The sequence below is a fragment of the Sorangium sp. So ce281 genome (assembly GCF_051527395.1).
Taxonomy (GTDB): Bacteria; Myxococcota_A; Polyangia; order Polyangiales; family Polyangiaceae; genus Sorangium; species Sorangium cellulosum_B.
In genome coordinates, this window is record NZ_CP150322.1 from 4,061,581 (window position 1) to 4,086,691 (window position 25,111).

Here is a 25,111-nt window from a genome sequence, read left to right on the forward strand (position 1 = left end):
CGACCGGACGATGAGGGGCCGCGCGAGGTATGCATGAGACGACCTATTTTCTTGATCTGCTTTGCGCTCGCTACCGCTCACCTGGCATGCGGATCGAGCGGTGAACCTGGAGCCGGCTCGGACGGGGCCGGCGGGGACGGCGCCGGGACCGGCAGCGGCGCGACCGGCGCGGCGTCCAGCGGCAGCGGCAGCGGCGCCGGGACCAGCGCCGCGTCCGGCAGCGGCGGCGCCGGGACGAGCGCCGCGTCCGGCAGCGGCGGCGCCGGGACGAGCGCCGCGACTGGCAGCGGCGGCGCGGGGGCCGGCGGGCCGACGGGGTTCGCGCAGATGGAAGATCTCGACCGCGGTGTCGTGGCCGTGCCCACGGACGGCGGCACGTACGTGGGCTTTCGCCTGTTCGGCTACGACCCCGACGACATCGCGTTCAACGTCTACCGCGACGGCGTCAAGGTCAACGCCGCGCCGCTCACGGACTCCACGAACCTCGTGGACCGCGGCGGCTCTCCGAGCTCGGTCTACACCGTGCGCCCCGTCGTCGGCGGCGTCGAGCAAGGTGAGTCGGAGTCCGCGCCCGTGTGGAAGGATGGAGCCCTGTCCATCCCGACGACACCGCCGCCCGCAGGGGACGGCTACACGTACTCGAGCGGCGATGGCAGCGTGGGAGACGTGGACGGCGACGGGCGGTACGAGATCATCCTCAAGTGGGATCCGTCGAACCTCCAGGACAACTCGAAGGCCGGCCGCACCGGCAAGACCTACCTCGACGCTTACTCGCTCGACGGCAAGCGGCTCTGGCGCATCGATCTCGGCGTGAACATCCGGGCCGGAGCGCATTACTCGCCGTTCCTCGTGTACGATCTCGACGGCGACGGGAAGGCGGAGGTGGCCGTCAAGACGGCGCCGGGGACGCGCGACGGGAGGGGCGAGTACCTGAGCAAGGGGCCCGCGGCCGGCGATGACGACTCCAAGGATTACCGCAACAACGACGGCTATATCCTCACCGGCCCGGAGTACCTCACCGTGTTCGCCGGCGACACCGGCGCGGAGCTCGCCACCACCGAGTTCAAGGTCGGGCGCGGCGACGTGTGCAGCTGGGGCAACAACGAGTGCTACGGCAACCGCGTCGACCGCTTCGTCGGCACGATCGCGTTCCTCGACGACACGGGGCGCCCGAGCGTGGTGTTCGGGCGCGGCTATTACGCGCGCACGACGCTCTCGGCCTGGAACTACCGCGACGGCGCGCTCTCGAACCTCTGGACGTTCGACTCCAGCTCGAGCCGCGCCAACGAGGCGTTCGGCGGCAAGGGCTGCCACTCCATCAGCGTCGCGAACGTGGACGACGACCCGCAGCAGGAGATCATCAACGGCGGCGCGACGTTCGACAACGACGGCAAGGGCCTCTGCGCGGTGAACTACTATGCTCACGGCGACGCGCTGCACGTCACGGATCACGTCCCGTCGCGCCCTGGCCTCGAGGTGTTCCAGCCGTACGAGGGCAGCGAGTCGCCCGCCTACGCCATGCGCGACGCCCGCACGTGCGAGGTCATCTGGAAGGGGCCAGGCAACGGCGGCGAGGAGGGCCCCGGCCGGGGTGTGGCGGCGGACGTCGACCCGCGCAGCCCCGGCAGCGAGGCGTGGGTCAACAACAGCGAGCTGCTGCGCGGCTCGGACGGCGGGGGCGTCGGGAGCCGCCCTGCGTCGAGCAACTTCCTCATCTGGTGGGACGCGGACCTGAGCCGGGAGCTCCTCGACGGCAACGGCATCCGCCAGGCCGACGGCCAGGGGGGGAACTTCACGGCCGCCGGGTGTACCTCGAACAACGGCACGAAGAGCACGCCGACGCTCAGCGCCGACATCCTGGGCGACTGGCGTGAAGAGGTGATCTTCCGCTGCGGCGATTCCATCCGCATCTTCACCACGAACCAGGTCGCGACGAACCGGATCTACACCTTGATGCACGATCCGCAGTACCGCGTTGCCATCTCGTGGCAAAACGGCGCGTACAACCAGCCGCCTCACCCGAGCTTCCATATCGGAGAGGGGATGGCTGCGCCGCCGAAGCCGGATATCCACGTCCGCTGAGACACCGGCGCTGGCGAGTCGCCTCGCTCGACTCGACATCTGAAAGCCCACGGCCTGGCTACCGAGTCACCACGCGTCGAAAGGGCCGCCCTCACTGCACAGACTGCCTGTGAGCGTTCACAAGGTTTATAAATCCACGAGCACAGTATGCTCGTTAACACCGTTGACGAAGCTCGCGTGGCGCTGGTAGAGTGGTGTTACCTGCCCGAGGCGAGGCGGGTTGCGCCTGACGGACTGAGCCTAACGGCCTGAGAGCCTGAGAGAGCGACATGCGATTTATCGACCTGAACCAGGGTTCTGCAACCGACCTCCGTACGTCCCGGCGGGGCCTGGCCACGCTCGCCGCGCTGGCCGCGTTGCTGCTCAGCGCGTGCGCCGGTGACGATGGCAACTCGTTGAGCGGCGCGTCGGAGGGCGGCGCGGGGGGACCCGACGTGACGGGCGGGACGGGCGGCGCGGGCTCGCAGTCGAGCGTGAACTCAGGCTCTGGCGCGGGCACCGGCGCGGGCTCGCAGGCGAGCACGGGCGCGGATTCGGGCTCGGTCTCGGGCTCTGGAGGCGCCGGTGTCGGCGGCGGTCCGGACGACCATCCTGCGTACGACCACTGCGTGAGCGGGTACATGCCCCACCCGAGCGACTCGGATCCCAACATGAAGGATGGCCCGGCGGAGTTCTTTCCGCCCGGCAACAACAGTCCGGACATCGTCGATACGACGGTGCAGCCCCAGGTCCTGGACTGGATGTATGAAAACAGGTGGCAGGACGCTCACGTCGAGTGGCACGCGATCCGCGCCTGCAACTTCGGGGGCGCCGGAAGCAAGGTGGGCATCTGCAAATTCAAGCAGCTGGTCCCGAAGGATCAGAACTGTCAGACCGCCGGCGACGGCTATCAGTTTCTCGTGTTTCACCGCCACATGATCCAGGCGCTGCAGCAGCTCTGGCCCAATCATAAAGAGCAGTTCACGGGCTTCACCAAGTTCCCGACGAAGGCGGAAGATGTGCCGTCCCAGTGGCGCTCCGCGTGGAAGAACTGGGACGCGGCCGCCCTCGAAGCCGGGAAAATCGGTGATGAGATCGACAAGCCCGAGAACCTCGCGAGGTTCAAGGACGAAGGCGAGCTCGGCTTCTGGCTTCAGTGCAACGTGGGGCAGAAGCTGGCGGGGGCGACCAACATGCCGTGGGTGGGTCTCCACTTCGTGCTGCACGCCAAGTGGGCGCGGCCGGGCAACACGACGCACGGTGTGAACAACACCAGCGCGAACATCGACAACTACATGTTCTGGAAGCTCCACGGCTGGATCGACAACGTGTGGGAGAAGTACCGGCGCGCCAAGGGGATGTTGCCGACGGATCAGAAGCTGAAGGACGATCTCGTCGCGCAGTGTCGCGAGATGGATACCGAGATCAAGATCATCAAGGAGAACCTGGACCCCGAGGATGTCAGGGATCCCAATGCGCCTTTGCCGGAGGAGTCAGGGTACTTCCACGAGAAGGTGAGGCCCATCTTCGAGAGCGCGACGAACCTGTGCAGCGGCTGCCACGCCGAGTCGGGCCCCAATGCGGGGCTCTCGCTCGGTGGCCGCCTCAGCTCCAAGGAGATCGTCGACGGTCTGGTCAACGTGCCCTCCCGCGACGGCGGTCAGTTCAAGCTCGTCGTCCCGGGCGACCCCGACCACAGCTGGCTCTACCTCAAGGCCGCCGGCAAGGCGGAAGCCGCGGGTTGCCAGCAGTCCTCCACGGCGCAGTGCATCTCGGGCGTGATGCCGCCCAGCACGGGGGGGCCGACCGTCAGCCCGGCGCAGCTCGAGATCTTGCGTAAATGGATCGCGGACGGCGCCCCGGGACCGACGTGATCCTGGCGAACGCCTGAGGCCGGCGGGAATCGGAGCTGCCGGCCTGACGACATTCGGGGCTCGGGGGGCGCTATCAGCGCCTCCGCCCCGCACCCCGAGGCGTCAGAGCATGCCCGGGGGCGCTCCGCCTCCTCCCGGCACCCCGCACATCGATCCCGTTGCTCGCCTCGTGGCATGGGCGTTCACCACGCTTCGCGCCGCGCTCTCCCACATCCTAACATTGCTGCGGGAAGTTGCCCCGGATCGGCAGAAAGCCGCCATGGCGCCAAGGGCGCCAAGAAGCCAGGGAAATGGGAGGGGCAGAACAGGAATTTGAACCGCCAAGCGCGCCAAGATTCTGGTTTGTTCTTGGCGTCCTTGGCGCGCTTGGCGGTTTATTTCTCGCTCGATCAACGTGATCGCTATTCTAGGGTCCAGGCGGCGGGTAGTTTTCCTTCATCTCCTGGATCCAGCGCGAGACCACCTCCACGCCCGTCTCGTCGACCTTGTGCGTCCCGATGCGCGGCATCTGCCCTTCGAAGCCGCGGAGCACCTGACGGGCGACAAGCAAGCTGCGCGACGGGTCCCCCGGCCGGATGTCGTACCAGTTGGCGGGGTCGGGGTTCGGGAGCCCCTCGTACTTCGCGTTTTCCGCGGGGCGCTTGTTGATGGCCGTCCGGGCGGCGTCCGTGGCCATCACGTCGCCGAGCTCGCTCGCCTCGAGCCGCAGGTACAGGCCCGTATCGTGGGCCGCCGCCTCGGGCAGGTCGTTGTGACAGCTCACGCCGCAGTTGGCGTGCAGGTAGCCGAGCGCCTGGCGCTCCACCTCGTTGCCAGGAATCGTGAGGGCGAGATTGCTCGCGTCCGCGATCACGCCGAGCTCGACCAGCTTCTCGGCCGAGAGCCCCTGGGCGCCAGAGCCGAGCATCAGCGCGTCCCAGCCGAGGACGTAGTCGGCGCGTCCGACGTGGCACTCCTTGCACTGATCGCGGTTCGGCACCGTGTGGCCGGTGCCGTAGAGATCGGTCACGCCGAAGTCGTTCTGCATCTGGATCGCCTGCTTCTCGTCCTCGGACCACACATAGCTCGTGTAGACCCAGCCGGCGGCCATCTTGCGCAGGAGGCGAGTCTCCGCGAGGCGCTGCGCGCCGCCCGCGCCCGTCACGCTGAACTCCTTCCAGAACTGCGTCCCCTCGGGGTAGATGAACGCGTCCGGATTGCTCGTGTCCACCTGCTGCCCCTTCGGGATCGACACGAAGCGCCGCTTCCTGGCGCCGTCGCTCCAGAGCTCCGCGGCAGGCTTGTACTCGAGCACACCGCACGCGAGCTCGCGCCGATCGAAGTCCCCGTAGAGCCCCGTACAGCGCAGGTCCACCGGCAGCACGCCGTCGAGCGGCGCAGCGCAGTCCACGTCGGCGGGCATCGCGAACTCTGCGCAGCTCGCGCCCCCCGCGCCCCCCGCGCCCCCCGCGCCGCTCGTTTGCGCGCCCGATCCGCCGCTGCCCACCGTGGCGCCCGACCCCCCTTCGCCCTCGGGCTGCGCCTGCCCGCCGCCCGAGCTGCATCCCGCCGCGAGCAGCAGCGCGCCGGCGAGTGAACCGTTCCTCACGACATGAAAAAGCATGCGCCCAGTCTGCCACAGGAGAGGAGCGCTTGGGAGCGTGGCGTCACGCCTTCGCCATGCCGCGTCGCGCATCGCCCGCGCGCCGCGCGCTTCATCCGGTCACCGGTCGTCTGCTTTGCAGGGATGTGAACGTCGATCAATCGACGATCGGCCGGACAGAAGCGGTGGGGCCGACAGAGCCCGATGAGGGCAGGGCGCCCTCTGAAGAAAAGGTGAACCTATCGAATGGTCCACTCTTGCTGTACACCGCGCGTCCAGCGCCGGATCGTTCACGGCCTGGACACCCGGCAGGGCCTGTCCACCGCGCTCTTGCGCCGCTCCGGCGCCATGCTCGCGCGGTCGCGGCGGGCGCGGTGCGGCCTCGGCAGCAGGCGCTGCTGACCGCGTGCTCGTGACGCAGCACCTGGCGCGCGGAGTCCGGCGGAAGCGCGTGGAAATGCCTGGCACGGCGCGTGCGATGCGACAGGCGGCGCGCGTCGGAGCAGCGACCTGGCTCCGAGGGCGCGGCGGCGCGCCGCCCGGGCCGTCAGCCCGCCGAGCGCGCCCGAGAACAACCTTTCGGATCGAGGGGAAGCGGCTCTTCGCCATCGCACACAAGCCGGCGTCGCACTGAGCTGACAGGTCGATAGTCGACCACCGCACCGCGACGCCATTCCAGCATCTTTATCGCTTTTCTCTGCCACGAGGAGAACTCCGCATGAGCGCTACACAGAACCAGAGCAACAACGTCCTCGAGATCGTCCCCGTCGCCGGCCGGATCGGCGCGGAGGTGCGCGGCGTGCGCCTCAGCGGCGATCTCGACGCCGCGACCGTGAGCGAGATCCGGAAAGCCTGGCTGCGATACAAGGTCATCTTCTTCAGGGGCCAGCACCACCTCGACGACGGCTCGCAGGAGGCGCTCACCACGCTGTTCGGCGCCAAGCCCGTCGCGCACCCGACGGTGCCCGTGGTCAACGGCACCGATTACATCCATGAGCTCGACTCGCGGGAGGGCGGGCGCGCGAACTCCTGGCACACCGACGTCACGTTCGTGGACGCCTACCCGAGGGCCTCGATCCTCCGGGCGCTCGTGATCCCGGCGTACGGCGGCGATACCGTCTGGGCCAACACGGTCGCCGCGTACCAGGATCTGCCGCCCGCGCTGCGGGCGCTCGCGGACACGCTGTGGGCGGTCCATAGCAACGAGTACGACTACCAGGCGCGGAAGCCGAACTCGTCGGCGGACGACGTGCGGCGCTACCAGGAGGTGTTCACGTCGACCGTGTACGAGACCGAGCACCCCGTCGTGCGTGTCCACCCGGAGACCGGGGAGCGGTCGCTCGTGCTTGGCCACTTCGTCAAGCGGCTGCTCGGCGTCTCGTCCCACGACTCGGCGCACCTCTTCCAGGTGCTCCAGGAGCACATCACGCGCCTCGAGAACACCGTCCGCTGGCGCTGGGCCGCAGGCGACGTGGCGATCTGGGACAACCGCGCCACGCAGCACTACGCGATCAACGACTACGGCGATCAGGTCCGCGTGGTGCGCCGCGTGACGGTGGACGGGGACGCGCCCGTCAGCGTCGACGGCCGGCGCAGCGTCACCCGCAAGAGGGCGCCGCGCGCCGCCGCCGCGAGGAGCGAGGGCGCCGGGGTCGCCGTGGCTGCGGCGACCGCGTAGTCGCGCCGAGCCGAGGCGCGTCCGCGGGCGTCAGGGGATCCTTGACGGCCGCGGACGTGTGCGCTTCACCTGCGGCGGAGGAGCACCCCGTGGGTCCAACAAGCAAGCGCGACGACGCTCGAGACGGAGCGCAGAGCACGGCGCACGTCGTGGTGATCATGCTGATCGTGGCCTTCGGCGTGCTCGCGCTGCCGTGGATGGTCCTCCGGAAGCTGGACGCCCGGGCGCCGACGGGCGGCGTGGCGGCCTCCGGCGTCCCGGACGAGGACCTCGCCCAGGGCGGCAAGATCTATTATCGCTCGTGCGCCAACTGTCACCAGGCCAGGGGGGAGGGGAAGCCGGGCCGCTATCCGCCCCTCACCGGCTCGTCGTGGCTGCTCGAGGACAAGGAGACGCCGATCCGGATCACGCTGCTCGGCGCCGCCGGCCCGATGGAGGTGAACGGCGCGCTCTACAACGACGTGATGCCGAACCTCGGCGTCACGCTGTCGGACGAGGACGTCGCGCTGGTGCTCACCTACGTGCGGTCGAGCTGGGGGAACAGCGCGCCCGCCATCACGCGCGACGAGGTCGCGAAGGTGCGCGCCTCGCTGGGAGACCGGGTGGAGCCGTGGGCCGGCGGCGCGGCGCTGTCGGCGGCGCGGGAGACGCGCGTCCTGCCCTGAGGCGCGCAGGCGAGCGGGGCTGGCTGCCGCGGCGGCGCTGGCAGGCGAGGGGGGCGGTCACTCCCGCACGGGCTCCTGCAGATCCACCCCGAAGTGCTCGCGGTAGCCCCGCCGCGCGGCCTCGCGCAGCTCGTCGTCGCCGCGGCTGACCTGCTCCTCGAACGCCTGCGCGTACGTCTCGGGATCGACCTCCCGCGCGCCGAAGCGCAGCTTTTTCCCGGAGAGCGTCTCGAGGACGAGCGTGGCCGCCCGGTGCTCGGCGCCGCCGCGCGCCACGACGCCGAAGGGGAACAGGTGCACGAGCGTGAGCTGCGGCGGCGCGTCGCCGGCCGTCATCTCGGCGATGTACGCGGAGAGCTCGCGGCTCACGCGGTCCTGCGCCTCGTCGGAGAAGCCGGCGAGCAGCTCGGTCACCGCGGGCGAGAGGGGCAGGTGAGGGCCGTCGATCTGGTGCTGGAGCTCGTGCCGCTCGGTGCCGGCGAGCACGGCCCGCTCGAGCGTGGAGCCCAGGCGCTCGCGCAGCTTCGCGAGCGCGGCGTCGCAGCGCGCGAGGGCGCCGGCGTGAGCGCCGGCCGCGCCGTCCGCCGCCGCGTAACACGTCGCGCCCTCCTGGTCGAACCGCTCGGCATAGGACCGGACCTCGGAGTCGAGGACGAGCGCGAAGGGATCCTGGTCGCGCGAGAAGCCGAGGTGGACACGGCGCTCGTCCGTCATCGGCTCCACGAGGAGCGTCGCGAAGCGCTCGTCGCCGACGCGGTAGGCGTGGACCTCCTTGACCCGGTAAGGCGTGGTGTAGAAGCGCCGCGTGGCGCCGTCGGCCGAGACACCGAGATTGACGGCCGCGTCGAGGTAGTACCCGAGCCCGGCGCGTCGCGCCGCGTCGTTGGCCTCGGCGACGAGCCGGCCGAACGCGCGGCCGGAGAGCTCGAGATCGTCCACCTGAGCGGCCAGCGTCGCGAGCGCCGCGGCGACGTCCTTGCCGTCGGGCTGCGCCCTGGCGACCGCGAGCATCTCGCGGCTGCGCGCCCTGGTCAGCACCTGCGCCTCCGCGCCCGTGCCCTGCGCGCGTCCGCTGCGCGCGTGCGCGTCGCGGGCGATGCGCGCGCGCTCCCAGCTCGGCAAGAGCTCGCCGTACACCCTGTCCCATTCGGTCGTGGGCGCGCCGAGCCTCCAGTCGACGCCCTTCGGCGCGGGGCGGCCGAGCACGAGCAGGGCGCCCAGCAGCGCGGCGACCGAGGCCGCGGCCGCGCCTGCCGCCACGATCGGCCGGGCGCCGCCCGCGCTGGCCCCGATGCCTGGCTCCAGCTCGGCTTCGGGCACCATGACGCCGAGCGCGAGCACCTCGATCGCGGCGGCGAGCGTCGCCACGACCGCGGCGAGCAGGAGCGCGAAGAAGGCGACGGTGCCCGCCTCGACGCCCCAGCCGCCCGAGAGGAAGGCGCGGTACACGAAGAGCAGCATGAGGCCGGGCATGGCCCACACGGCCGCGATGGCGAGGCCCGGGTGCTCGCGCCGGGGCACGCTGCGCGCGTACGCGAGGCCCAGCAGGGCGATCGCGAGCGGGCCGAGCACGAAGAGCAGGACCATGCCGTAGCCGAGCTGGAAGCGGACGTCGGGCAGCGTCGCGACGAGCACGGCCGCGCGCGCGATCGTCTGCGCGGGGATCTCGCCGCGGGACGGCCAGAAGTAGAAGACGAGCGCCGCGGCGAGCGACGCGATGAGCAGCCCGCTTCCGCCCCTGCGCGTCCGCGCGTGGAAGCGCAGCACCACGCCCGCCGCGGTGAACGCGAAGACCGCGAGGAACGGGGCCGGCCGCGTCACCAGGCTGTCCGGCAGCGGCAGCATGTCCCACGCCGAGCTCCGGCGGCCGATCCACATGGCGACGTTCACGGCCACGAACGCGGCGAGCACGGCGATGGCGCGCGACGTCGGCCGCTCGACGAGCAGGCCCGCGCGCCGCTCGGTGCGCGCGCCGAGGAAGAGCAGCCACAGGCCGGCGAGCGCGGGCGCGAGCGCGGCGACCTGGGCGGCGGGCGCGAGCTCGGGGAGCACGCTCCACACGAAGATCCCGTGGCCGTAGGCGACCTCGTACGGCACCAGCGCCGACAGCGCGAGCGCGAGGCCGCTCCACAGGCAGCGCGCGCGGAGGCGCTCGGCCGACATGCGGTAGAACATCGCGGTCGCGGCGCTCTCCTCGCCGGGAGGAGCGGCGGCGTCCGGCGGCGGGGCGCCGGCGTTCTGCGGGGCACCGGCGCCGTGCTGTGGAGGGAGGAGGGGCGCGCTCACGGCTCGACCGCCGCGCTCGCGATGCGCGAGATCGACCGCTTCTGCGGGAACACCGGGTCGCGGTACCGCACCTCGAACAGCACGCGCTTCCCATCGGCGGAGAACCGCGGCACCCGCTCCGTCGCGGAGCCCACCGTCAGCTTCTTGATCTCGCCCGTGGAGAGCGCCAGCACCGCGATGTCCGTACCGCCCGCGCCCCGCGTCTCGAACGCGACGCGCGCGGCGTCGGGCGAGAACGCGGGCCACGAAGCCCCGTCCGGGGCCGCGTACACCTTCCGGCGCCACGTCGCCGTGTCGATGACCGCGATCCCCGGCTCGTCGCCGTCGACGACGCACACGATCTTCGTCCCGTCGCTCGATGCCGCCGGGTTGCGCAGGTCCTCCCCGGGCTTCGCGCGGAACGGGCGCTCGATCGACAGCGGCTGCTTGCCCACGTCGACCACCGCGAGGTGCGGCGCGTCGCCCTCCGACGCGTCGGGCACGTAGACGAACGCGAGCCTCGTCTCGTCGAGCCACGCGAACCCGCCGAGCGACTCATTCTCGGTGTGGAGGCCGAACACCTCCTTGCCGCCGTCGGTGTCGAGCACCATCAGATCGGCTTGCGCGTCCGCCTCCGGGCGATCGTAGACCGCCACGAACCTGCCGCCGGGGGCGAGCTTCGGGTCGACGAAGCGGTGCTCCGGATCGACGCGCACGCGCTTGCTCTGCCCGGATCGGTCGACGACCGTGATCGTCTTCGCCCAGCCGAAGAAGTCCTCCACCAGCGCGACCCGGTCGCCGTCGCCCTGCGACGACGGATACGAGTACACGTGATAACCCCTCCACATCGGCGTGACCGCGCCGGGATCCGTCGTGGGGACGGCCGGCCGATCGAGCGGCCGCCACTCGATCGTCTCCAGCGCTTCGCTGCGGGCGAGGTCCTTGGACCTCACCGAGTGGAACACCGAGACATCGGCCGTCTTGACGAAATAGCCGCCCTCGGCCGTGCCCACGAGCAGGTCCTCCGCCGCCTGGGGCGACAGGAAGGTCACGCGCCCCTGCTCCTCGGCCTCGATCTCCTTCGCGCGGGCGGCGTACGCGCCGGCGGCCCGGTCGAGGTTCGCGGCGCGGTCCTTCACGAACCTGCGCGCCGACGCCAGCCGCTCCAGCAGCTTGATGTCCGATCCCTCCGTGATCTCGCGCACCGAGGGGTGGTCCATGAGCTGCGCGATCACCGCGTCGAGCGCCTGGGAGGCCATGGAGTTCGCGAGCAGCGCCATCGCGCGGTCCTTCTTCGTCGCCCCGGAGTAGCCGCCGATCCGTCGCTCGGTCGACGTGCCCTTGTCGAGGAACGTGAGCGTCACCGGCGCGTCGACCCGGAGCTCGAAGTAACCCTCCTTGACGGGGTGCTCCACGATCTCGGGCGCGAGGCGCGCCTCGATGATGAAGCCGGCGCCGAGCGCCTTCGCGGCCTCCTTCGGGTCCTTGGCGCTCTCGAGCGCCTTCATCACCTTCGGGTCGCCGCCCTTCACGGGATCGAACCCGAGCTCCGCGAGGTGCTCGCCGAGCTCGTCGGCCAGCCTCGCCGCGGGCTGCGACCCCTCCCACCAGGTCCCGTCGAGATCGATCGCCACGAGGATGCGCAGCGGATCGGTCGCCGTCATCGAGCGGAAGGCGAGGAGGCCCGCCGCCGCGATCACGAGGCCGAGCACCGCGAAGACCGGCCAGAGCCTGCGCTTCGGCACGAGCGCCTCGAGCGACTCCGGCGGTTCGGCCTCGGGGGCGGGGGGCTGCGCGTCGGTCGGGGTTCGAGGCTCCTCCATGGAAAGGGACGTGCCCTATCCGCGAGAGGGCGTAAAGCTGCGTGAGCGTCGCGTGGGCGAAGGGAGCTGGCCAGGTTGCCCGGGAGTCCGCGGCTCTCCCCGCCAGTCTGGCGACGCTGCATGAACAGGAGTGGAGGGGCCTGCTTCAGGAGGGGCCCCGCCTTCGGGCCCGCCACCCCCATGACTGCCCGACCATACTCTGCCGGCGCGGGAGCTCGAAGTCGGCCTGAATTCGGGGAGGCATGCGCCGTGCAGGCGCGTACAAGTCCGTCCAAGCGCGTCCGGACCTGCCCTTCATCCACGAGGTGCCTGATGAATTCCGCACATGCCTTTCGCCGCACACTGGCCCATCGCCTCTTCGCCCTGCTCGCGCTCCCCGTCGCGGGCGGCGCCGCCGGCTGCACCAACACCTGGAGCAGCTGTCCCGAGGATCCCGAACCCGTGTCCAAGGTGGCCTGTTTCGCGTGGCCGCAGGACGATGCGAGCGGCCTCGGAGGTGCCGGCGGCGAAGGGGGAGCCGGGGGCGGCGGAGGTGCCGGCGGGGGCGAGCCTGTCGCGTGCCCTTCGCGGCCGGAGGCGCAGGAGATCCTCAATCAGTCCGCCTTCGGATCGCACAGCGTCAAGAGCGATGGAGCCTTGCAGGACGGCCAGTGCTGCTATCAGACGTACTTCCTCCCGATGTGCGAGGGGCGCCCGTACCTCGTCGAGGAGGCGGCGCGGACAGCTCCCTTCGTCCGCGCCCGCGGCAGCGCCGGGTGGGGCGCGGCGGAGGCCGCCGCGCCGCGGATCGATCAACTCAGCGCGGATCTGCGGGCGGCGCTGGCCGCGGCGTGGACGCGCGACGCGCTCTTCGAGCACGCGTCCGTGGCCTCGTTCGGCCGCTTCGCGCTCGAGCTGCTCGCCGCGGGCGCGCCGGCCGATCTCGTGGAGGAGGCGCACCGCGCGGCGCTCGACGAGGCCCGCCACGCGCGCCTCTGCTTCGCCCTCGCGAGCGCCTATGCGGGCGAGGCGATCGCGCCGGGCGCGTTTCCCTTCGACGGGCGGGTGGACGTGGAGGCAGACCTCGCGTCGATCGCGGCGCGCGCCGCGAAGGAGGGCTGCATCGGCGAGACCATCGCGGCGGTGGTCGCGGCCGAGGAGCTCGGCGCCGCGGAGGACCCGGCGGTGCGGAGCGCGCTCGCGATCATCGCGGCAGACGAGGCGCGGCACGCGGAGCTCGCGTGGGGCACGGTAGCGTGGGCGATCCGCGCGGGCGGCGAGCGGGTGCGCGCGGCGGTGGAAGAGGTGTTCGCGGGGCTCGGGCGCGCGGAGCTCGGGGGAGGCGACAGCGCGGGAGGCGCGCAGCTCGCGGCGCACGGGCGGTTCGGCGCCGCGGCGCGCGGCGAGGCGGCCGCGCGCGCGATCGAGGAGATCGTGCGGCCGGCGTCGAGGTTGCTCCTGGCAGGGCGCCCGGACGGAGCGGCCCAGAGCGCGATGATGGCTTGAGGGGAGGGGCCCTTCCGGTGGCCTTGTCCACGCGATACGCTCCCTATGTGCCATGAAGGACGAGGTGCCAGCCCGAACGCCGCGTGTGGAACGGCGGCAACCCCCGGCCTTTTCGGTGTATACATTTTGCGTCTTACGGCAGGATTCCGGCAGCCGGAAGGCTGTGCCCTGGGCGGCGACTGCGGATCCTGCTGCATGGATGCGCCCCCTGAACTCGGCACGCCCGCAGCGATCTCGCTCATTTCGAGGAGAGGTGTTGTCGTCAGAGGCTCGACCCACGAACCCGGCAGCCTTCTTGCACAGCCGCGCCGGTCGCAGGAGGCGCAATGAAAAATCTATCCGGAGCGGGGCTCACCACGCTCGTCGCCATAATTGCGGCTATCGCCGGGTGCAGGGTGCTCGACGGCTATAACGAACTCCCCTGGGATGAGAACGCACCGTCCACGGGGCCCCAGAAGCCAGATATGGGCCCGGAGTTCTCCGCGGTGCCGCCTCCCCCGATCAGCGGCGGGACGCTCCTCGTGACCGCCGACAAGGCGCGCGCCATTGCTGCGGATCCGGACCGCGACAGGATCTCCATCGTCGACCTCGTCGCCTTCGAGGTGGACACCATCCTCCCTCTGGAGAAGGACGACGAGCCCGGGCGCGTGGCCGAGGGGCCGGCTGGCTCCGTTCATGTGGCACTCCGCCGCGGGGGCGCGGTGGTCACGATCGATCTCGCGACCGGGGAGATGCACCGCAGGCCCGTTTGCCCCGCGCCCCGCGGGATTGCCTATGACGCCGCGACAGACCTGCTCCACGTGGCGTGCGCGGGCGGCGAGCTCGTGACGCTCTCCTCGGACATCGCTGCCCCGCCGGTCCGCGAGCTCCGCCTCGACCGCGACCTGCGCGACGTGGTCGTCGAGGGGGACTCGCTCCTCGTGAGCCGCTTCCGGTCCGCCGAGCTCCTGGTGGTCGCGAAGGACGGGACCGTGGCCGAGCGGTTCAAGCCGCCGGCGTACATCCAGAGCACGTTCAGCGGCGTCGAGCGCGAGTTCGAGCCGGCGGTGGCGTGGAGGACGGTCCCGCTGCCCGGGGGCGGCGTGGCCATGGTGCACCAGCGCGGCGTCGTCACGCCCGTCAGCAACACGGTACACGGCGGCTACGTCACGAACGATTGCCACCGGCGCTGGATCCATGCGGCGGTGGCCCTCATGCGCCCGCAGCCCAGCGAGGCCCATTCGTCGAACCCTGCGCGGCCCACACCTGGCGTCGGTGGCATCGGAATGGGGCGGCTCCCGGTTGATATCGCGGTATCGCCGGATGGGCTCAGCGCGGCGATCGTACAGGCGGGCGACCACGAGATCGTCGAGACGCCGCTGAAGACGCTGGAGCAGCACGACGCGCTCGACACCTGCTCGCTCGCCCCTGACCAGCGCATCCTCACTGTCGAGGGCGTGGGCCAGCCCATTGCGGTCGGCTACGACGGAGAGAAGAACCTGATCGTGCAGATACGGGAGCCGCCGCGCTTCGTACGCCTCGCGGCCCTCAGCGGCAAGAGGCTCGGCGCGCTCGAGCTTCCCGGTGAGAGCCGGCGCGACGATGCCCACAAGTTCTTCCACGGCGGCGTCGCTGGAGACTTGTCCCTCGCCTGCGCGTCCTGCCACCCGGAGGGGCAGGAGGATGGACGCGTGTGGAACTTCAATCCCATCGGACCGCGCCGTACGCAATCCGTCGCAGGCGGCGTCCTCGCGACGGCGCCGCTGAACTGGGACGGCAACCTGGCGGACTTCAGCGCCTTCATGACGGAAGTCTTCGAGAAGCGGCTGGGTCGTCCGGATCCGAGCCTCGAGTACAGCGACGCCTTCGCGGCGTGGCTCGACGCGATCAATGCCCTGCCCCGGTCGAAGCCGGCGGACGAGGACGCCGTCGCGCGCGGCGAGGCGCTCTTCAACGACCCGACCCTGGCGTGCGCGACGTGCCATTCCGGCGAGACGCTCACGAACAACGAGACCGTCGACGTGGGCACGGGCAAGCCCTTCCAGGTGCCCTCGCTGCGCGGGCTCGCGGCGCGCGCTCCGTACATGCACGACGGCTGCGCCGCGACGCTCCACGACCGCTTTGGCCCGTGCGGCGGCGGGGACCGGCATGGCGTCACCTCGGCGCTCACGCCGGCCCAGATCGACGATCTCGTCGCGTACCTCGAGACGCTCTGACCCGAGCGCTCCCGGTTCACGCCGAGCGCCCCCCTCGAGCAGCAGCGAAGCGCCCTGGCTTGGGGGCGACGTGCCCTGCAGCTAGACTGCATCGCATGTCCGACCTGCTCGTCAACATCGATGTTCCGGCGCTCGATCCTGCCATCGCGTTCTACACGCGCGCGTTCGGCCTGCGCGTCGGGCGGCGCTTGGGGGCCTCCGCGGTCGAGCTGCTCGGCGCGGCGGCCCCCATCTACCTCCTGGTGAAGCCGGCCGGCAGCGAGCCAGCCGCCGGTGCGTCCCCGCGCGACTACCGGCGTCACTGGACGCCGGTCCACCTCGACTTCGTGGTCGACGATCTCGAGGCCGCCGCGCGCCGCGCGCAGGAGGCAGGCGCGGTCCCCGAAGCCGAGATCGAGGTGGCGGCGTGGGGGCGCATGCTCCGCCTGGCCGATCCCTTCGGCCACGGCGTCTGCCTTCTTCAGTTCAGCGGCCGCGGCTACGACGAGATCGCCATGCCCGGCTGAGCGCGCCGCCCGGCGCCGAGGTGGAGGGAAGAGCCTCCACTCCTGGCGGGGCCGAGCGCCAGCGCGCGCCTCGCGTCCCCCCAGGATGGGTCGAGCGCCGCGCAAAAATGGGGTGCACGGGCTCTCCGCGTGCCCGGCAAGGGCTTTGCTACGGCTGTGCTCGGCGGCACGCTGAATCCGATCGAGCTACCGCGCAGGCCACGCGACACCTCTCGAGGTGGTGTCGCCTGGCGCGACCGCGGGCTCCGCCCGCGCAGGAATGGACCGAGCCCCCGCACGCGCGCCCGCGAGATCCGCTCACGCGCCTGCGGCGACCCCAGAGAAAGGCAGCGAAGGAAGACCATGAACACCGGCTAGTTTGAGCGAGTCCTTTCGGTCCTGACGATGACGCTCTCTGCCGGTTGCGCGGCCGAGGCGCTCAGCGAAGAGGAGCAGAGCGAGGTCGTGGGCGAGGCGGAGGAGGCGATATCGGTCTTCTCCTTCAGCCGGAGCGCGACCAACAACGCCACCGTGAACACGGCCAATTTCAACCTCGAGAGACGATCTCCTTCGGCACCTGCGCGGCGGTGCTCTACGGGGCGAGCCGCTCGGGGATGTCGTATATCCGCCTCTTCGATCGCAACGGCGTGCAGGTCGCGGTGGACTCCGCCGAGACGATCGGCTGCTCCGAGATGCCGAAGACGACGCACGTCGCGGCGCTCTCGGATTACTACACCTTCCGCGCCGGCTGCGTCGGCAACGCCTCGTGCACCGCGACGGTGGCCGTCTACGCCGAGTGAGGCTCGACCAGCTCGCGGCGAGGGGCTTTCCTGTCAGATCCAGCCCACCGATCGAGGCTACTTGCCCGCTTGCCGCTGGGCCTGCTCGGAGCGCCGGAATTCCCGGATTCATGGACAGACGGTTATTGTCCGGTGTTCGTGCGTCGATGAAATCTGCGCCACCGCGCGGATCAAAACCCGCGCTGGCACCATGGCGTGACGCCTGAGGCGCTGTAAGGTTTGCCCCGCCTACAGCAAAGGAAGCACCTCGAAGGATGAGCTACCCGTCCGTCGCCGCCGAGCCGTCCCCCGGAGCAGACCTCTCCCTCGCCGGCGGGCGCGCGCATGGCTACCCGCGACCGCAGCTCCGGCGCGCCGGGTGGGAATCACTCAACGGTACGTGGAGCTTCGCGCTCGATCCCGAGGCGCGCTTCCGCGGGCCGGCCGACGTCGGCTGGGAGGGCTTCATCGAGGTCCCCTTCGCGCCGGAGACCGCGCGGAGCAGCGTATGCGCGCGCGGCCTCTTCCGCGCCGTCTGGTACCGGCGCACCGTCGCGGTGCCGGAGCTCCGCGGTGGAGAGCGGCTGATGCTGCACTTCGGAGCCGTCGACTACGACGCGACCGTCTGGATCGCGGGGAGCCGCGCGGCGCATCACGCCGGCGGCTACACCCCCTTCAGCGTCGACATCACCGACCTCGTCGGCTCGGCGCGCGCCGTCGAGATCGTCGTGCGCGCAGAGGACGACCCGCTCGACCTCGCCAAGCCGCGCGGCAAGCAGGATTGGCAGCTCGAACCGCACTCCATCTGGTACCCGCGCACGACCGGCATCTGGCAGACGGTGTGGATGGAGCGCGTGCCCGCGAGCTCGATCGCGGCGCTCCGCTGGCAGTCGAGCCTCGACCGATGGGAGCTCGATTTCTACGCCCGGATCGACGGCGAGCGCCGGGACGGACTGCGGCTGCGCCTGCGCCTCACCGCGAACGGCGCGCTGCTCGCCGAGGACAGCTACGCCGTCGTGCTCGGCGAGGTCCACCGCCGGATCGCGCTCTCCGATCCGGGCATCGACGACTCGCGCAACCAGCTGCTCTGGAGCCCGGAGTCACCCACGCTCATCGACGCCGAGATCGAGCTCGTCACCCGCGACGGCGAGACGATCGATCGCGTGCACAGCTACACCGCGCTCCGGTCCATCGCGGTGCAGGGCGACCGCGTGCTGCTCAACGGGCGGCCCATCGTGCTCCGCATGGTGCTCGATCAGGGCTACTGGCCCGAGACCGGGATGACCGCGCCCGACGACGACGCGCTCCGGCGCGACATCGAGCTCACGCGCGCCATGGGGTTCAACGGCGCACGCAAGCACCAGAAGATCGAGGATCCGCGCTATCTCTACTGGGCCGATCGGCTGGGCTTGCTCGTGTGGGAGGAGATGCCGAGCGCTTACCGCTTCACGCCCCTCTCGATCGAGCGCCTGACGCGCGAGTGGACGGAGGCGATCAGCCGTGATTTCAGCCATCCGTGCGTCATCGCCTGGGTGCCCTTCAACGAGTCCTGGGGCGTGCCCAACCTGCCGGACAGCGCGCGCGAGCGGCACGCGGTCAAGGCGCTCTATCACCTCACCAAGACGCTCGACCCGACGCGCCCGGTGATCGGCAACGACGGCTGGGAGGCCGTGGCCACCGACATCATCGGTATTCATGACTACGATCCAGATCCGGCCCGGATCGCCCAGCGCTACGACGGCGGCGAGTCTCGCCCGCGGCTCTTCCGGCGCGAGCGCCCGGGCGGCCGCGTGCTCGTGCTCGACGGCCAGTCGCGCAAGCTGGAGCACCCGATCGTGCTCTCGGAGATGGGCGGTATCGCGCTCCGCCGTCCCGGCACGTGGGGATACACCTCCGCCGACAGCCCGGCGGCGCTGGAGCGGGCGTACGAGCGCCTCCTCGCCGTGGTGCGCGCGACACCGCTGCTCGCCGGCTTCTGCTACACGCAGCTCACCGATACCTACCAGGAGGCCAACGGGCTGCTCTACGCCGATCGGACGCCGAAATTCCCGATCGACGCCATCGCCGCCGCCACGCGCGGCCGGGCCGCCGGGCGGGTGCACCCCGACCCGATGGAGCTCGTGGAGCGCGCCGGCCCGCGCCAAGAAGGCATCCTCGCGAATGGGGTGATCGCCGGACAGGAGTGATGTTCAAACGGAGCCTCGCCACACCGGACGGAGGCTTCGGCGGCGCGGTGGTGATCCTCGCGAAGCGCGGATCCGTCGCGCCGTGGCCGAGCGCGTTGCGCGGGCGTACGACGCTCGATCCGGGTTCACCCCGAGGGTGCTCATCCCGATGGCGTGAGCACTCGCTCGCGAGCTCTGCTGTTCGTGACACGTACTTCCTGTCAGGTACGCTCCTTGTATTGCCCCTCCCGGGCGGCACGCTCGTGCACATCAGCCGCGCCGCGGCCGCTATCGAGGAGGACAAGCATGAGCCCGAAACGGCGGCCGGACGTCGTCTGCTTCTCGCACCTGCGCTGGAGCTTCGTCTTCCAGCGCCCGCAGCACCTCCTCTCGCGCTGCGCGCGCACGCGACGCGTGTTCTTCTTCGAGGAGCCGGTGTGGAGCGACGGGCCGCCGCGGATCGCGGCCGCGCCCGTCGATCGCCACGGCGTGCGCGTCGTCACGCCGCACCTGCCGCCAGGCCTCGACGACGCGCGGATCCACGCGCTGCAGCGCGATCTCGTCGACCACATGCTCGATCGCTTCGGCATCGACGATCACGTGCTCTGGTACTACACGCCGATGGCGCTCCTGTTCTCGCGGCACCTCGCGGCCAGCGCGGTCGTGTACGACTGCATGGACGAGCTCTCCGCGTTCGCCGGCGCGCCGCCCGCGCTCAAGCATCACGAGGCCGAGCTGCTCCGCCGCGCCGACGTTGTCTTCACGGGAGGGCGCAGCCTCTACGAGTCCAAGAGGACGCTGCACGCGAACGTGCACCTGCTCCCGAGCAGCGTCGACATCGCCCACTTCTCGGCGGCGCGCCGGCCGCTCGCGCCGCCCGCCGATCAGGCCACGATCCCGGGCCCGCGGCTCGGTTACTTCGGCGTCATCGACGAGCGCATGGATCTCGATCTCATCGCCGGCGTGGCCGCCGCTCGGCCTGGGTGGCACCTCGTCCTCGTCGGTCCGGTCGTGAAGATCGATCCGGCGAGCCTGCCGCGCGCGCCCAACATTCACTATCTCGGCAAGAAGACCTACGAGGAGCTGCCCGCGTACCTCGCGGGCTGGGACGTGGCGCTCCTCCCGTTCGCGCGCAACGAGGCCACGCGCTTCATCAGCCCCACCAAGACGCCGGAGTACCTCGCGGGCGGCAAGCCCGTCGTCTCCACGTCGATCCGCGATGTCGTCCGGCCCTACGGCGAGCTCGGCCTCGCGCGCATCGCGGACACCGCGGGCGATTTCGTGGCCGCCGTCGAGGCATACCTCGCCGAGGACCACGCCGCGCGGCTCTCGCGGGCCGACGCGCTGCTCGCGCAGGGATCGTGGGACGCGACATGGTCGAAGATCGAGCGGCTCCTCGACGGCGTGCTGAGGGGGGGCCGGCGCCCGGCGGCGCGGCAGGGCGCCGATGTTTGACTATCTCATCGTCGGCGCCGGCTTCGCCGGCTGCGTGCTCGCCGAGCGGCTCGCGCGCGGCTCGGGCAAGAGGGTGGTGCTCTGCGATGTCCGCCCCCACATCGGCGGCAACGCCTACGATCACCACGACGCCGCCGGCGTCCTGGTGCACAGGTACGGCCCCCACGTCTTCCACACCAACTCGCGGGAGGTCTTCGAGTACCTCTCGCAGTTCACCGAGTGGCGCCCGTACCAGCACCGCGTGCGCGCCTGGGTGGACGGGCAGCTCGTCCCCATCCCCATCAACCTCGACACCATCAACCAGCTCTACGGCCTGCGCCTGAGCGCGCCCGAGGTGGAGGCGTTCCTCGCATCCCGGGCCGTGCGACGCGAGCAGATCCGTACCAGCGAGGACGTGATCGTCAGCAAGGTCGGCGTCGAGCTCTACGAGAAGTTCTTCAAGCACTACACCCGGAAGCAGTGGGGACTCGACCCGTCCGAGCTCGACGCCGCCGTGACCGCGCGGGTGCCGGTGCGGAGCAATCGCGACGATCGGTACTTCACCGATACCTACCAGGCCATGCCGCTCCGCGGCTTCACGCGCATGTTCGAGCGGATGGTCGATCACCCGAACATCAAGATCCTGCTCAACGCCTCGTTTCGCGAGATGCAGAGCGAGATCCCCCATCGCGAGGTGATCTTCACCGGCCCCGTCGACGCCTTCTTCGACCATCGCTTCGGAAAGCTGCCGTATCGATCCCTCGAGTTCCACTTCGAGACCAAGGATCAAGAGAGATACCAGGACGCGCCGGTCATCAACTATCCGAACGAGAACCCCTATACCCGGGTCACCGAGTTCAAGTACCTCACGGGCCAGGCGCACCCGAAGACGACCATCGTCTTCGAGATCCCGAAGGGCGAGGGCGATCCGTATTACCCCGTGCCGCGGCCGGAGAACGCGGCCCTCTACCGCAGGTACGAGGAGCTCGCCAAGGAGACGCCCGGCGTCCACTTCGCCGGGCGGCTCGGGACCTATCGCTACTACAACATGGACCAGGTGGTGGCGCAGGCGCTCACCCTCTATGCCAAGCTGGCCGGCGTGCCGAACCGACAGCTCGCCGCGGCCAAGGCGGCTTGACCATGGCGGGAGAGGCGAGGGCGCTCCTCGAGATCTGGGGCGGCGTGGAGTGCACGGTCAACCGCGTCGGCGACGTGGTTCACCACCAGCTCGAGCGGAGCGGGCACGCGCGCCGCCTCGATGATCTCGATCTCTTCGCCGCGCTCGGGATCCAGGCGCTGCGCATGCCCGTGCTCTGGGAGCGGACGGCGCCCGATCGGCCGGAGCGCCTGGACTTCGGCTGGGCCGACGCGCGGCTCGAGCGGCTTCGGGCGCTCGACGTGCGGCCCATCATCGGGCTCGTCCACCACGGCAGCGGCCCGCGTTACACGAGCCTCGTCGATCCGGGCTTCCCGGAGGGGCTCGCCCGCTTCGCCCGCGCGGCGGCCGAGCGCTATCCGTGGGTCACCGACTGGACGCCGGTGAACGAGCCGCTCACGACGGCCCGCTTCTCGGGCCTCTACGGGCATTGGTACCCGCACGGCCGCGATCCGCGCACGTTCGTGCGCGCGCTGCTCGTCGAGTGCCGCGCGATCGCGCTCGCCATGCGCGCCATCCGGGAGGTGATCCCCCGGGCGCGCCTGATCCAGACGGAGGACGTCGGCAAGACGACGAGCACGCCGCTGCTCGCCTATCAGGCCGAGCACGAGAATCACCGGCGCTGGCTCAGCTTCGATCTGCTCACGGGGCGCGTGGACGGCGATCACCCGCTGTCTCCGCTGCTCCTCAGGTGGGGCGCCTCGCCTGCCGAGCTCGCGTGGTTCGTCGAGGAGCCATGTCCGCCGGACGTCCTCGGCATCAACTACTACATCACGAGCGAGCGATTCCTCGACGAGCGGCTGAGCTCTTACCCCGCCTGGTCGCACGGCGGAAATGGCGAGCACGCGTATGCCGATGTCGAGGCCGTGCGCGCGGTCGCCGGGGGCATCGACGGGCACCGCGCGCGGCTCCAGGAGGTCTGGGATCGCTACCGCCGGCCCGTGGTGATCAGCGAGGTGCACCTCGGCGGGCCGCGCGAGGAGCAGCTTCGCTGGCTGGTCGAGGCGTTCCGCGCCGCAGAGGCGGCGCGCGCGGCGGGCGCGGACGTGCGCGCGGTCACCGCGTGGTCGCTGCTCGGCTGCTTCGACTGGAGCTGCCTCGTCACCGCGGAGCGCGGGCACTACGAGCCGGGCGTGTTCGATGTGCGCGGCCCCGAGCCGCGGTCGACCGCGCTCGCGCGGCTGGTCTCCGCGCTCGCGCGCGGCGATCGCTTCGATCATCCCGTGCTCGCCTCGCCGGGCTGGTGGCGGCGCCCGGAGCGGCTGACGTACGGTCCGGTCGCGGCCGTCGCGCCCGCGCCCGAGGCCGCCGCCGCCGGCCCGCCCATCCTGATCACCGGCGCGAAGGGGACGCTCGGCCGCGCGTTCGCGCGCCTGTGCGCGCTGCGCGGCCTGCCCCATCGCTCGATCGGGCGCGACGAGATGGACATCGCCGATCCCGCGTCGGTCGAGCGCGCCTTCGATCGGTTCGCCCCGTGGGCCGTCGTCAACACGGCGGGGTTCGTGCGTGTCGACGAGGCCGAGCGCGAGCCGCACCGCTGCGAGCGCGAGAACGCGCTGGGGCCCGCCGTGCTCGCGAGCGCGTGTCGCCGGCGTGACGCGCGGCTCGTCACCTTCTCGGCCGATCTGGTCTTCGACGGCGCGCAGCGCTCGCCGTACGTGGAGACCGATCCCGCGCGGCCGCTCAACGTCTACGGCCGCAGCAAGGCGACGGCGGAGTGGAACGTCCTGGCGATCCTCCCGGAGGCGCTCGTGGTGCGCACCGCCGCGTTCTTCTGTCCCTGGGACGAAGCGGACTTCGTCGGCGCCGCGCTGCGCGCCCTCGGCGAGGGCCGGAGCTTCCACGCGGCCGACGACGTGATCGTCTCGCCGACCTACGTCCCGGATCTCGTGCACGCGACCCTCGATCTGTTGATCGACGGCGAGCGCGGCATCTGGCACCTCGCCAACCGGGACGCCACGAGCTGGGCGGAGCTCGCCTCGCGCAGCGCGGCGCTCGCGCGCGTCCCCGCGACGCGGCTCGTGCGCTGCCCGAGCCACGCGCTCGGCCTGGCCGCGCCGCGCCCGCGGTACAGCGCGCTCGGGAGCGGCCGCGGGCTCCTGTTGCCATCGCTCGACGACGCGCTCGCGCGCTACGTCGCGGAGCGTGACCCCCGGCCACAAAGCTAGCGCTGACGCGCATCCTGGTCACCCGCGGAGCCGGCTACATTGGCAGCGTGATCACCGAAAAGCTCGTCGCGCGCGGTGACGACGTCGCGGCTCTGGCCGAGAGCACCGGCCCGGCGTTCGGCTGGGCGCTCGCCCGGCGACGCGGAGGCGGCGCTCGCCCGGCAGCTTGATCTCGCCCACGCCGGGGTTCACGAGCAGCGGCGCCGAGGAGGCGGAAGCGTGGCCGCGATCGCGTTCGAGCATGTGTACAAGCGCTACCAGGGGAGCGCGCCCATCGTGGAGGACCTGTCGCTGCGCATCGAGGACGGCGAGCTCCTCGTGCTCGTCGGGCCTTCCGGGTGCGGCAAGTCGACCACGCTCCGGATGATCGCGGGCCTCGAGGACGTCGACGGCGGGACGCTCTCCATCGGCGGCCGCGTGGTCAACGACGTGCCTCCGAAGCAGCGCGACGTCGCCATGGTCTTCCAGAGCTACGCGCTCTACCCGCACATGACGTGCTTCGAGAACATGGCGTTCTCGCTCGCGCTCCGCCGCGTGCCGCGCGACGAGGTGAAGCGCCGCGTGGAGGCCACGGCGCGCGCGCTGGCGATCGATCACCTCCTCGATCGCAAGCCGCGGGCTCTCTCGGGCGGCCAGCAGCAGCGCGTCGCCATCGGGCGCGCCATCGTGCGCGAGCCGGGCGTGCTGCTCATGGACGAGCCGCTCTCGAACCTCGACGCCGCGCTGCGCAGCTCGATGCGCGCCGAGCTCCGCCGCCTGCACCGTCGCCTCGGGACGACGCTCGTGTACGTGACCCACGATCAGACGGAGGCGCTCACCCTCGGGGAGCGGATCGCCGTCCTCCGCGGGGGCGCGCTCCTCCAGCACGACAGCCCGCAGCAGCTCTATGACCGGCCGGCGAGCGTCTTCGTCGCGACGTTCATCGGCGCCCCCCCGATGAACCTGATCCCCGCCGAGCTCCGCCTCGACGGCCCGACCTCGGTGCTCTCGGCGCCGAGCGTGCGGCTCGCGCTGCCGAGGACGCCGGAGCACCGCGAGGGCCGGGTGATCGCCGGCGTCCGGCCCGAGCACCTCGGCCCCGCGCCCGCGGGCGCCTCGCTCGGCGTGGAGGGCGATGTCGAGGTCGTCGAAGCGATGGGGTTCGAGTCGTACGTCCACCTGCGCGTCGGCGACGCCGCGATCGTATGCCGCTGGCTGGATCGCGGCACGACGCCGGCCGTCGGCGCGCGCGTGGCGCTGGCCGCCGCGCCGGAGCACGTCCACCTGTTCGATCCGCGCACGGAGGAGCGGGTCTGA

At 71.2% G+C, this 25,111-nt stretch carries 16 protein-coding genes; 13 read left to right on the forward strand and 3 right to left on the reverse strand.

What is annotated here, in order from left to right; all coding sequences use genetic code 11:
- Positions 1 to 33 precede the first annotated feature (33 nt).
- Positions 34 to 2,082, forward strand: coding sequence for a rhamnogalacturonan lyase (locus tag WMF27_RS15435; RefSeq protein ID WP_437944214.1), 2,049 nt, complete (start codon positions 34 to 36; stop codon positions 2,080 to 2,082).
- A gap of 269 nt (positions 2,083 to 2,351) precedes the next feature.
- Complete coding sequence (locus tag WMF27_RS15440; protein WP_437944215.1) at positions 2,352 to 3,935, forward strand: hypothetical protein; 1,584 nt, start codon at positions 2,352 to 2,354, stop codon at positions 3,933 to 3,935.
- Positions 3,936 to 4,341: 406 nt separating this feature from the next.
- Here the strand turns inward: WMF27_RS15440 and WMF27_RS15445 are convergent, their stop codons facing one another.
- Complete coding sequence (locus WMF27_RS15445; RefSeq protein ID WP_437944216.1) at positions 4,342 to 5,523, reverse strand: hypothetical protein; 1,182 nt, start codon at positions 5,521 to 5,523, stop codon at positions 4,342 to 4,344.
- Positions 5,524 to 6,235: 712 nt separating this feature from the next.
- Between WMF27_RS15445 and WMF27_RS15450 the strand changes: the two genes are divergently transcribed.
- Both WMF27_RS15450 and WMF27_RS15455 read left to right on the forward strand, forming a co-directional pair.
- Positions 6,236 to 7,195 carry a TauD/TfdA dioxygenase family protein gene (locus WMF27_RS15450; protein ID WP_437944217.1) on the forward strand — a complete coding sequence of 320 codons (960 nt, stop codon included), beginning with the start codon at positions 6,236 to 6,238 and terminating at the stop codon, positions 7,193 to 7,195.
- 89 nt (positions 7,196 to 7,284) lie between these two features.
- Positions 7,285 to 7,860, forward strand: coding sequence for a c-type cytochrome (locus WMF27_RS15455; RefSeq protein ID WP_437944218.1), 576 nt, complete (start codon positions 7,285 to 7,287; stop codon positions 7,858 to 7,860).
- Positions 7,861 to 7,917: 57 nt separating this feature from the next.
- Here WMF27_RS15455 and WMF27_RS15460 read toward each other — a convergent pair whose 3' ends face one another.
- On the reverse strand, positions 7,918 to 10,146 hold the full coding sequence (locus WMF27_RS15460) for a hypothetical protein (RefSeq protein ID WP_437944219.1): 2,229 nt from the start codon (positions 10,144 to 10,146) through the stop codon (positions 7,918 to 7,920).
- Positions 10,143 to 11,948: a hypothetical protein gene (locus tag WMF27_RS15465; RefSeq protein ID WP_437944220.1), complete on the reverse strand. Its 1,806-nt coding sequence runs from the start codon at positions 11,946 to 11,948 to the stop codon at positions 10,143 to 10,145. Before WMF27_RS15465 ends, WMF27_RS15460 begins: the two co-directional genes overlap by 4 nt.
- 312 nt (positions 11,949 to 12,260) lie before the next feature.
- Between WMF27_RS15465 and WMF27_RS15470 the strand changes: the two genes are divergently transcribed.
- The 9 genes from WMF27_RS15470 to WMF27_RS15510 all read left to right on the forward strand — a co-directional run bounded on the left by WMF27_RS15470 (position 12,261) and on the right by WMF27_RS15510 (position 25,111).
- Entirely contained in the window at positions 12,261 to 13,433 is a 1,173-nt protein-coding gene (locus WMF27_RS15470; protein ID WP_437944221.1) for a ferritin-like domain-containing protein, read from the forward strand.
- A 326-nt stretch (positions 13,434 to 13,759) separates the two neighbouring features.
- The gene (locus WMF27_RS15475; protein WP_437944222.1) at positions 13,760 to 15,628 is read left to right on the forward strand and encodes a c-type cytochrome; all 1,869 of its coding nucleotides are present in this window, start codon (positions 13,760 to 13,762) and stop codon (positions 15,626 to 15,628) included.
- A gap of 95 nt (positions 15,629 to 15,723) precedes the next feature.
- Positions 15,724 to 16,134 (forward strand): VOC family protein, encoded by a 411-nt coding sequence (locus WMF27_RS15480; RefSeq protein WP_437944223.1) that lies wholly within the window; start codon positions 15,724 to 15,726, stop codon positions 16,132 to 16,134.
- A gap of 593 nt (positions 16,135 to 16,727) precedes the next feature.
- Positions 16,728 to 16,913, forward strand: coding sequence for a hypothetical protein (locus tag WMF27_RS15485; protein ID WP_437944224.1), 186 nt, complete (start codon positions 16,728 to 16,730; stop codon positions 16,911 to 16,913).
- Between the two features lie 254 nt (positions 16,914 to 17,167).
- A complete protein-coding gene (locus WMF27_RS15490; protein WP_437944225.1) occupies positions 17,168 to 19,078 on the forward strand; it encodes a glycoside hydrolase family 2 protein in 1,911 nt (636 codons plus the stop codon).
- Positions 19,079 to 19,363: 285 nt separating this feature from the next.
- Positions 19,364 to 20,512 carry a glycosyltransferase family 1 protein gene (locus WMF27_RS15495; protein ID WP_437944226.1) on the forward strand — a complete coding sequence of 383 codons (1,149 nt, stop codon included), beginning with the start codon at positions 19,364 to 19,366 and terminating at the stop codon, positions 20,510 to 20,512.
- Complete coding sequence (glf, locus tag WMF27_RS15500; RefSeq protein ID WP_437944227.1) at positions 20,505 to 21,629, forward strand: UDP-galactopyranose mutase; 1,125 nt, start codon at positions 20,505 to 20,507, stop codon at positions 21,627 to 21,629. Before WMF27_RS15495 ends, glf begins: the two co-directional genes overlap by 8 nt.
- Positions 21,630 to 21,631: 2 nt before the next feature.
- Complete coding sequence (locus WMF27_RS15505) at positions 21,632 to 23,815, forward strand: family 1 glycosylhydrolase (RefSeq protein ID WP_437944228.1); 2,184 nt, start codon at positions 21,632 to 21,634, stop codon at positions 23,813 to 23,815.
- 219 nt (positions 23,816 to 24,034) lie between these two features.
- Positions 24,035 to 25,111, forward strand: coding sequence for an ABC transporter ATP-binding protein (locus WMF27_RS15510; RefSeq protein ID WP_437944229.1), 1,077 nt, complete (start codon positions 24,035 to 24,037; stop codon positions 25,109 to 25,111).

Coding starts and splice junctions, on each gene's coding strand:
- WMF27_RS15465 (WP_437944220.1), bottom strand. CDS start 11,948: ATGGAGGAGCCTCGAACCCCGACCGACGCGCAGCCCCCCGCCCCCGAG.
- WMF27_RS15505 (WP_437944228.1), top strand. CDS start 21,632: ATGGCGGGAGAGGCGAGGGCGCTCCTCGAGATCTGGGGCGGCGTGGAG.
- WMF27_RS15490 (WP_437944225.1), top strand. CDS start 17,168: ATGAGCTACCCGTCCGTCGCCGCCGAGCCGTCCCCCGGAGCAGACCTC.
- WMF27_RS15435 (WP_437944214.1), top strand. CDS start 34: ATGAGACGACCTATTTTCTTGATCTGCTTTGCGCTCGCTACCGCTCAC.
- WMF27_RS15470 (WP_437944221.1), top strand. CDS start 12,261: ATGAATTCCGCACATGCCTTTCGCCGCACACTGGCCCATCGCCTCTTC.
- WMF27_RS15450 (WP_437944217.1), top strand. CDS start 6,236: ATGAGCGCTACACAGAACCAGAGCAACAACGTCCTCGAGATCGTCCCC.
- WMF27_RS15440 (WP_437944215.1), top strand. CDS start 2,352: ATGCGATTTATCGACCTGAACCAGGGTTCTGCAACCGACCTCCGTACG.
- glf (WP_437944227.1), top strand. CDS start 20,505: ATGTTTGACTATCTCATCGTCGGCGCCGGCTTCGCCGGCTGCGTGCTC.
- WMF27_RS15475 (WP_437944222.1), top strand. CDS start 13,760: ATGAAAAATCTATCCGGAGCGGGGCTCACCACGCTCGTCGCCATAATT.
- WMF27_RS15480 (WP_437944223.1), top strand. CDS start 15,724: ATGTCCGACCTGCTCGTCAACATCGATGTTCCGGCGCTCGATCCTGCC.
- WMF27_RS15495 (WP_437944226.1), top strand. CDS start 19,364: ATGAGCCCGAAACGGCGGCCGGACGTCGTCTGCTTCTCGCACCTGCGC.
- WMF27_RS15485 (WP_437944224.1), top strand. CDS start 16,728: ATGTCGTATATCCGCCTCTTCGATCGCAACGGCGTGCAGGTCGCGGTG.